The sequence below is a fragment of the Cupriavidus sp. L7L genome (assembly GCF_004353535.1).
Taxonomy (GTDB): Bacteria; Pseudomonadota; Gammaproteobacteria; order Burkholderiales; family Burkholderiaceae; genus Cupriavidus; species Cupriavidus oxalaticus_A.
Window position 1 is genome coordinate 1 of the sequence record NZ_SMNY01000078.1, and the last position, 8,563, is coordinate 8,563.

At 68.6% G+C, this 8,563-nt stretch carries 6 protein-coding genes and 1 pseudogene; 6 read left to right on the forward strand and 1 reads right to left on the reverse strand.

Translation table 11 applies throughout. The features are described from left to right. Positions 1-147 precede the first annotated feature (147 nt). The 6 genes from flhB (at position 148) to E1J61_RS35550 (ending at position 7,793) form a co-directional block, all read left to right on the forward strand. Complete coding sequence (gene flhB, locus E1J61_RS35525; RefSeq protein WP_133098472.1) at positions 148-1,290, forward strand: flagellar biosynthesis protein FlhB; 1,143 nt, start codon at positions 148-150, stop codon at positions 1,288-1,290. Then, a complete protein-coding gene (gene flhA, locus E1J61_RS35530) occupies positions 1,287-3,368 on the forward strand; it encodes a flagellar biosynthesis protein FlhA (protein WP_133098473.1) in 2,082 nt (693 codons plus the stop codon). Before flhB ends, flhA begins: the two co-directional genes overlap by 4 nt. A gap of 23 nt (positions 3,369-3,391) precedes the next feature. Then, the gene (flhF, locus tag E1J61_RS35535) at positions 3,392-5,722 is read left to right on the forward strand and encodes a flagellar biosynthesis protein FlhF (protein ID WP_133098474.1); all 2,331 of its coding nucleotides are present in this window, start codon (positions 3,392-3,394) and stop codon (positions 5,720-5,722) included. A gap of 11 nt (positions 5,723-5,733) precedes the next feature. Then, positions 5,734-6,537: a flagellar synthesis regulator MotR gene (locus E1J61_RS35540; protein ID WP_133098477.1), complete on the forward strand. Its 804-nt coding sequence runs from the start codon at positions 5,734-5,736 to the stop codon at positions 6,535-6,537. 102 nt (positions 6,538-6,639) lie between these two features. Further along, complete coding sequence (locus E1J61_RS35545) at positions 6,640-7,356, forward strand: RNA polymerase sigma factor FliA (protein ID WP_133098475.1); 717 nt, start codon at positions 6,640-6,642, stop codon at positions 7,354-7,356. Continuing rightward, positions 7,356-7,793 carry a flagellar protein FlhE gene (locus E1J61_RS35550; RefSeq protein WP_133098476.1) on the forward strand — a complete coding sequence of 146 codons (438 nt, stop codon included), beginning with the start codon at positions 7,356-7,358 and terminating at the stop codon, positions 7,791-7,793. The genes E1J61_RS35545 and E1J61_RS35550 overlap by 1 nt, the downstream gene beginning before the upstream one ends. Before the next feature lie 555 nt (positions 7,794-8,348). Here E1J61_RS35550 and E1J61_RS35555 read toward each other — a convergent pair. Further along, positions 8,349-8,563: pseudogene (locus tag E1J61_RS35555) on the reverse strand (IS630 family transposase); the annotation flags it as partial.

Here is an 8,563-nt window from a genome sequence, read left to right on the forward strand (position 1 = left end):
TCCCAACCCCCCGCCGTTAATCCCCCAAGTCCCCCGATCTCCCAAACAACACCCAAATCCCCCGCCTTTTCCCATGAATGGGAAGCCCCCCACGCTTCGATAATCCGTGCTGACGAATAGCGGCCTGCCGCTTCGCACGGAGCGTGGATGTCCGAAGAAAGCGATCTCGAGAAAACCGAACCCGCCTCACCCCGGCGCCTGGAAAAGGCGCGCGAGGAGGGGCAGGTGGTGCGTTCGCGCGAGCTGGCCACGTTCATCATGCTGATCGCCGGCGTCCTCGGCCTGTGGACGCTGGGCGGCCACATGGGCCGCAGCCTCAATCAGGTCATGCAGGGCGCGCTGCGCTTCGAGCGGGAAACCGCCTTTGATACCTCGCGCATGCTGTCGCGCTTCGCGCTGATGGTGTGGGACAGCCTGCTCGCCTTCCTGCCGCTGCTGCTGCTGTTCGGCGTTGCCGCACTGGCCGCGCCGCTGATGCTGGGCGGCTGGGTGTTCTCGGCCAAGTCGTTCGCGCCGCAGTTCTCGCGCATGTCGCCGATGGCCGGATTGGGCCGCCTGTTCTCCGCGCATTCCCTGGTGGAGTTGCTCAAGGCGGTGGCCAAGTCGCTGCTGGTCGGCGCGGTCGGCGCCTGGGTGCTGTGGCAGCGCCTGCCTGAGGCGATCGCGCTGATGAACGCACCGGTGCAGGAAGCGCTGCTGCACATGGTCGACCTGGTGCTGTACTGCTGCCTGGTGGTGTCGCTGTCGCTGCTGGTGGTGGCGGCCATCGACGTGCCCTGGCAGTACTGGGAGTTCTTCAAGAAGCTGCGCATGACCAAGGAAGAGGTCAAGCAGGAATTCAAGGAGAGCGAGGGCGATCCGCATATCAAGAACCGCATCCGCCAGCAGCAGCGCGCCATGGCCCGCCGCCGCATGATGACCGAGGTGCCCAAGGCCGACGTGGTGGTGACCAACCCCACGCACTTCGCCGTGGCGCTGCGCTATGAAGAGGGCCGCATGGGCGCGCCGCGCGTGGTGGCCAAGGGCACCGGCGAAGTCGCCGCGCGCATCCGCGCGCTGGCCGCCGAGCACCGCGTGCCGCTGATGTCGGCGCCGCCGCTGGCGCGCGCGCTGCACCGCCACGTGGAGCTGGGCCACGAGATCCCCGCCGGACTCTATACCGCCGTGGCCGAAGTGCTGGCCTGGGTCTACCAACTGAAGCACTGGCACTACTCGCAGGGCCCGCAGCCGCAGGCGCCGTCGGACCTGCTGGTGCCTGATGAACTCGCCGTACCGGAAAGCCGCGAATGAATGCTCTGAGCTCATTGCTGAACCTGCCTGGCCTGCGCTCGGCCGGCCAGATGAAGGCCTTCACCGGGCCGCTGCTGATCATCATGATCCTGGGGATGATGATCCTGCCGCTGCCGGCCTTCGTGCTGGATCTGCTGTTCACCTTCAATATCGCGCTGGCGATCATGGTGCTGCTGGTCAGCATGTACACGCAGAAGCCGCTGGACTTTGCCGCGTTCCCCGCGGTGCTGCTGTTTACCACGCTGCTGCGCCTGTCGCTGAATGTCGCCTCCACTCGCGTGGTGCTGCTCGAAGGCCATACCGGCCCGGACGCCGCCGGCAAAGTGGTGGAAGCGTTCGGCCACTTCCTGGTGGGCGGCAACTTCGCGGTCGGCATCGTGGTGTTCGCGATCCTGGTGGTGATCAACTTCATGGTCATCACCAAGGGCGCGGGCCGGATTGCCGAGGTGGGCGCGCGCTTCATGCTGGACTCGATGCCCGGCAAGCAGATGTCGATCGATGCCGACCTCAACGCCGGCCTGATCGACGAAGCGGCGGCCAAGAAGCGCCGCGCCGAAGTGGCGCAGGAATCCGACTTCTACGGCGCCATGGACGGTGCCAGCAAGTTCGTGCGCGGTGACGCCGTGGCGGGCCTGATCATCATGTTCATCAACGTCGCCGCGGGCATGGTGGTGGGCATGGTGCAGCACGACCTGGACTTCGGCACCGCAGTGCACAACTACACGCTGCTGACCATCGGCGACGGCCTGGTCGCGCAGATCCCGGCGCTGGTGATCTCCACCGCGGCCGGCGTGATCGTGTCGCGCGTGGCCAATGAGCAGGATGTCGGCGAACAGCTGACCGGGCAGCTGTTCTCCAACCCGCGCGTGTTGTACCTGACCGCCGGCATCATGGGGCTGATGGGCATCATCCCGGGCATGCCGCATTTCGCCTTCCTGCTGCTGTCCGGCGCGCTGGTCTGGATGGGCCGCTACCTGTCGCGCAAGGCGGCGACGCAGCAGCAGGTCAGGCAGCGCGAGGAACGCGCGCCCGCTGTCGCGCAGGAGTCGACCGAAGCCAGCTGGGACGACGTCTCGCTGGTCGACCCGCTTGGCATGGAAGTGGGCTATCGCCTGATCACGCTGGTCGACCGCGCGCAGGATGGCGAACTGCTCGGCCGCATCAAGAGCATCCGCAAGAAGGTGGCGCAGGAAATCGGCTTCCTGGTGCCGGTGGTGCATATCCGCGACAACCTGGAACTCAAGCCCAACGCCTACCGCATCACGCTCAAGGGCGTCGAGATCGGCCGCGGCGAAGCCATGCCGGGGCAATGGATGGCGATCAACCCGGGCCAGGTCAGCGGCACGCTGCCGGGCGCGGCCACGCGCGATCCCGCCTTCGGCCTGCCTGCAGTATGGATCGACGCGGGCATCAAGGAGCAGGCGCAGTCCTACGGCTACACCGTGGTCGATGCCAGCACCGTGGTCGCCACGCACCTGAATCACCTGATCCACATGCATGCGGCCGAGCTGCTCGGCCGCCAGGAAGTGCAGGCGCTGCTGGACCGCATCGCCAGGGACGCGCCCAAGCTGACCGAAGACCTGGTGCCCAAGACCATCTCGCTGACGGCGCTGCAGAAGATCCTGCAGAACCTGCTCGACGAAGGCGTGGCGATCCGCGACATGCGCACCATCCTCGACGTGGTGGCCGAGCATGCGCCCAAGATCAGCGATCCGAACGAACTGACCGCGATGGTGCGCGTGGCCATGGGCCGCGCCATCACGCAGCAACTGTTCCCCAACAACGCCGACCTGCAGGTGATCGGCCTCGACGCCGGCCTCGAGCGGGTGCTGTCGCAGGCGCTGACCAACGGCGGCGGCATCGAGCCAGGCCTGGCCGATGCGCTGCTGCAGCAGACCCAGGGCGCGGTCAGGCGCCAGGAGCAGATGGGGCTGGACCCGGTGCTGCTGGTGCCGTCGCAGCTGCGCCCGCTGATGGCGCGCTTCCTGCGCCGCACGCTGCCGCAGCTGCGGGTGCTGTCGCATGCCGAAGTGCCTGACAACCGCAATATCCGCATCACCGCCATGATCGGCGCGTGAGCGATCACCCGACAGAGCCAACGATGAGCGTAGCTAAATTTGTTGCCGCCAACGGCCGTGAAGCCATGCGCCAGGTGCGCGAAGCCATGGGCCCCGATGCCGTGGTGCTGTCCAACCGTACCGTAGAGGGCGGTGTCGAGATCGTCGCGATGCGCGATGCCGACCTGGGCAGCGTATCGGCCAGCGCGCAGGCCTATGTGCCGCCCGCGCCGGCGGCGGAGCCTGCAGCCATTGGCGACCTGCGCGGCGAGCTGCAGTCGATGCGCGCGATGCTGGAGCGCCAGCTTGCCGGCATCGGCAATGCGCCCACCGCGGCGGGCCACGGCGTTGCCGCCAGCGACCCGCTGCGCGAATCGCTGTTCGAATGGATGGTGGGGGCCGGCTTCTCCGGCCAGCTGGCGCGCACGCTGCTGGCACGCCTGCCGCTGGGCTACGACCGTCCGGCCGCGATGACCTGGATCCGCAAGGAGCTGGCCAGCAAGGTGCCGGTGCTGGGCGACGAAGACCAGCTGTTCGCACAGGGCGGCGTGCTGGCGCTGATCGGGCCCACCGGCGTGGGCAAGACCACCACCACCGCCAAGCTGGCGGCGCGGTTCGTGCTGCGCCACGGCGCCGACAAGCTGGCGTTGCTGACCACCGACAGCTTCCGTATCGGCGCGCATGAACAGCTGCGCATCTATGGCGACATCCTCGGCGTGCCGGTGCATGCGGTGAAGGACGCCGCCGACCTGCGCTTCGCGCTGGCGGCAATGAAGGACAAGCACCTGGTCATCATCGACACCGTCGGCATGAGCCAGCGCGACCGCAGCCTGTCGGAGCAGATCGCCATGCTCGCCGGCGTGCCCGCGCCGGTGCAGCGCGTGCTGCTGCTCAACGGCGCCAGCCACGGCGACACGCTCAATGAAGTCGTGCATGCCTACCGCCACGATGCCGCACCGGACGATGGCGGCATCGACGGCTGCATCATCAGCAAGCTGGATGAAGCTACCCACCTGGGCTCGGTGCTCGATGTGGTGATCCGCCATCGGCTGCCGGTGTTCTACGCCTCGACCGGCCAGCGCGTGCCCGAGCACCTGGAGCTGGCCAGCAGCACCGCGCTGGTCGAACGTGCCTTCCTGACGCCGCGCCGCGGCTCGGTCTTTGCCGATGCCGACGCCGCACGCCGCCGCCAGGCTGCAGCAGACGATCAGTCCGCGAAGGGCGGTGCCGACGACGTGCTGCGCTCGCTCACCGACAGCGCCGATGCGCTGGGCCAGTGTGTCGCGGAACTCAATGGCGCCGGCCTCGGCTTCGACCTGGCGCGCTCGCTGTGGCAGCAGCGCACCGCGGGCGATACCGCGCTGCGCGCGATGGCGCAGCAGGTGCGCGAAGCGGTCTGCCGCGACGTCAGCCGCGCCTGCGACCAGTACGTGCTGGCGCTGGCGGCCACGCTGCCGGTCAGCGTGCCCGGCCGCCGCACGCCGCAGCCGCTGCAGCACACGCTGTGGCTGGGCGACCGCGACGGCACGCCGCTTGCCGCCACCGTCACCGCCGCTGGCCGCGCCGGCCAGCCGCTGGGCGAGGCCGACGCCGAGGCCGCCAACCTGCGCGCCGCCATGAGCGCTGCGCGCAGGGTGGTCAACGTGGTCGACGCGATGCCGTCCGCCGCCACGCTGGCGCGCTGGCAGCAGGCCGGCGAACGCTGGATCGCGGGCGCGCGCAAGACCGTGCGCGTGGTGGGCGCAGGCGCCGCCTGGAAGCTCGATGCACTCGCCGATACGCTGACCTTCCACGCCATCGGCGACGCCATCGTGCGCGAGCGCGACGCGGTGCGCTGGCTGGCCACCGCCAACGTGCGCGTGCCCGACAGCCCCGCGCGTGGCAAGGGCGCTCCCGAAGGCGGCATCGATGCCTGCCTGGTGGTGGTGCGCCTGGTCGACCGCGCCAGCGGCGAGCTGCTCGATACCCGTTATCTGCTGTGCGACCCGGCGCTGGCGCCGGATGCAGCACAGGTGGCGCACTGGGCGCCATGGTCGGACACGGCCGAAGCGCGCCTGCGCACGCTGCGCCATGCCATCGACCACTTCGCGCAGGATGCCGAAGCCGGCCACGCCGCCAGTGCCGCACTCGCGGCGCTGCAGCTTGGCCTGTCGGTGCTGTGCCTCGAACACGCGCCAACCGCGACCGCGCCGGCGTTCCTGGCACGCCTGGCCGGGCGCACCGTGCGAGCCGGCACGGCGGTGCCGGGCACCGTGCTCAATGAAGGCATGGGCCGCATGCTGGCGCTGCTCGACGTGCTGGAGAATTACTCCGGCCGCGCCGCGGCAGCACCCGCTGTCGCGGAAGCGGCCGATGTCATGGGAGCCCTGCAGTGAGCACGCTCGCCATGGACCAGGCGGAAAGCCTGCGGCGCATGCTGGCGCCGCGCACCACGCGCCGCATCGCCGTGGTCGCCAGCGAACGCGGTGCCGGCGCCACCACGGTGGCGCTGGGCCTTTCGCACGCGCTTGCGATGCAGGGAGAGCGCGTACTGCTGCTCGACGAAGACCCGGCCACGGCGCGCGCGACCAGGCTCGCCGGCGCGACCCCGGCCGGCACGCTCGCCGACGTGCAGGAAGGACGCCTGCCGCTGGAAGCCGCGGCGGGCGTCGGCACCGGCGGCGCGGTATCGGTGCTGCCGGCCGGCCGCCAACGCGCGGGGCTCGACGTGCCCGCCGCGGCGCTGTCGGCCTTTCGCAGCGTGCTGGTCGATGCCACCGCCGATGCCGACGGCGCGCTGTCGCCCTTTGCCGGCGGCGCGCACAACGTGGTGATCGTGATGCGCCCGGAGCTGGCGTCGATCACCGCCGCCTATGCCTGCATCAAGCGCCTGCATCACCTGTATGCCTGGCGCCGCTTCTACCTGGTGGTCAACATGGCCGGCACCGAAGCCGCCGTGCAGGCGATCCTGCGCAACCTGGCGCGTACCGCCAGCCAGTACCTCGGCGTGGAAGTGCTGTGCGCCGGCTGGCTGCCGGCCGACCCGCTGGTGGCGCGCGGCGTGCAGCTTGGCCGCTGCGTGGTCGAGGCCTTCCCGGCAGCACCCGCGACCAGCGCGCTGCGACGCACCGCCGGCAGCATCGGCGGCTGGCCGCTGCGCGCCGAGGCGCCGGCCCCTGCCGCGACGCCGGTGCCGGCGGTGCCGGCGTGAGCGCCACCCGAGCCATGCCTTACCAACGAACCAGACCCTGAGCCAGCCGGCGCGCCGCGTGGCGTGCCCGTCCAGCAATCCAGCATTCACGAGAATTGCACCATGTACACGATCCAGGGAAAGCTCGACCAGGCCGATGTGGTCAAGGCGCACGCGCAGCTGGTGCGTCGCATCGCCTTGCAGCTGGCCGCCAAGCTGCCTGCCAGCGTGCAGATCGACGACCTGATCCAGGCCGGCATGATCGGCCTGCTCGACGCCGCCAAACGCTATGAAGACACCCACGGCGCGCGCTTCGAGACCTACGCCAGCCAGCGCATCCGCGGCGCCATGCTCGACGAGGTGCGCGCTAACGACTGGCAGTCGCGCAGCCTGCGCCAGTTCACGCGGCGCATCGAACGCACCCAGCGCTCGCTCGAGCAGAAGCTCGGACGCACGCCGCTCGATTCCGAGGTGGCCGAGGCGATGGAGATGCCGCTGGGCGAATACCAGGTCCTGCTCAACGAGGTCTATGGCTGCCAGCTGCTGCATTACGAGGATTTCGAGCGCTCCGGGGAAGAGGATTTCCTCGACCGCCATCTTGCCGGCAGCGACGACGGCAATCCGCTGACGGTGCTGATGGAAAGCGGCATGCGCCAAGCGCTGATCCGCGCCATCGACCGGCTGCCCGAGCGCGAGAAGCTGGTGCTGTCGCTGTGCTATGACCAGGAGCTGAACCTGCGGGAGATCGGGGCGGTGCTGGATGTGACCGAGTCGCGCGTGTGCCAGATCCGGGGGCAGGCGATTACGCGGTTGCGGAACCAGTTGCGTGGGTTGTTGTGATGGGTGTTGGTGGCCTGCTTGCCCGCGGCGCCGGCGTTGTGCTGCTCGCTGCGTCGGCTTGTGCCTGGGCGGCGATCGAAGGTGGGACACGGCATGCGTGGACCGGGTCGGTCAATGGGCCGGCGTTGCATGGGCGGGGGCAGCGGGCGGTGTCGGCGCCGATTCAGCCTGTGGGGATGTTGCCGCAGGCTGAAGGGGTGATTACGACGGTGCGGTGGCGTTACAGCTTTGCGCAGACGCCGCCGGCCGAGTTGCAGGCATATTTGTGCAATGCGCAGCGGTGTGTGATGTTGCCCCAGGCCGAGGGGCTAACGTCCGCGTTCTCCGGCGATGATGCTACCAAGGGGTTTGTGTTTGCATTTCGGGTGCCGGGACAGGGGAGTCTGGTGCCGGTTTTGCAGGGGCGGAGTAATGAGGTGGTTGTGGGCTTTCGGTAGGGGGCATGCGGATTGGCAGTTGCCTTTTTCTGCCTGCGGCTTGGCATCTGGTAGCCATTTGATACGCCCGGTTCCGCCCTAAAGGGCGGGTAACTTTTTGTCCGAGCGACAAAAAGTCACCAAAAAGCGCGTTTACGGCCCTGCGGGCGGCCACTTTTATCGTAGTGGGCGGGGGCTTTCGTACGGGGCTGAGCTTCGTTGCAGGGCAGGACTGCCTGACGCCGTGGTGCGCCACGGTGGCTCGGAGTTGAAGCGATGTTTGAACGAGCCCAGAGCTGTGGGTGGCCCCTTCTGCGTGGGTCAACGTAGGAACGCCTACGGCTGCGTGCGCGCCGGCAGCATCTCAGGTCGAGGGTCTCGGCACGGAACGCGTCGCTGCGCTCGCTTGGCGCTATCGCAGAAGAGCCCACTTGCCCCGCTGCCACCGGGCCTGTTCGCTCTCCCGCTTGCGGGAGCGGGAGCGGGAGCGGGGTTGGGGGAGAGGGCCAGAGCCTCCACGGAGTGAATCCAGCTAAGTCGCCCAGGCCGGGCGCGGATCTTCACTAGTCCATCGCGTCAGTGAATTGGCACCGGGCGAATTCGCCGCGATGGATCGTCGTACTTCCACTTGATTGGCTTGGGATTCTTGTTGTGTTGACGGATATAGCGCATCAGCTTGCGATCCAGGTCCTTCACCGAAGTGAAGACGCCTCGTGCGATCACATCGCGCTGAATGCGCGCAAACCAGTTCTCGACCTGATTGAGCCAGGACGTGTAGGTCGGCGTGTGGT

Bases quoted from the DNA above. Each gene is read 5' to 3' on its own strand.
- flhB (WP_133098472.1), top strand. From the start codon at position 148: ATGTCCGAAGAAAGCGATCTCGAGAAAACCGAACCCGCCTCACCCCGG.
- flhA (WP_133098473.1), top strand. From the start codon at position 1,287: ATGAATGCTCTGAGCTCATTGCTGAACCTGCCTGGCCTGCGCTCGGCC.
- flhF (WP_133098474.1), top strand. From the start codon at position 3,392: ATGAGCGTAGCTAAATTTGTTGCCGCCAACGGCCGTGAAGCCATGCGC.
- E1J61_RS35540 (WP_133098477.1), top strand. From the start codon at position 5,734: ATGGACCAGGCGGAAAGCCTGCGGCGCATGCTGGCGCCGCGCACCACG.
- E1J61_RS35545 (WP_133098475.1), top strand. From the start codon at position 6,640: ATGTACACGATCCAGGGAAAGCTCGACCAGGCCGATGTGGTCAAGGCG.
- E1J61_RS35550 (WP_133098476.1), top strand. From the start codon at position 7,356: ATGGGTGTTGGTGGCCTGCTTGCCCGCGGCGCCGGCGTTGTGCTGCTC.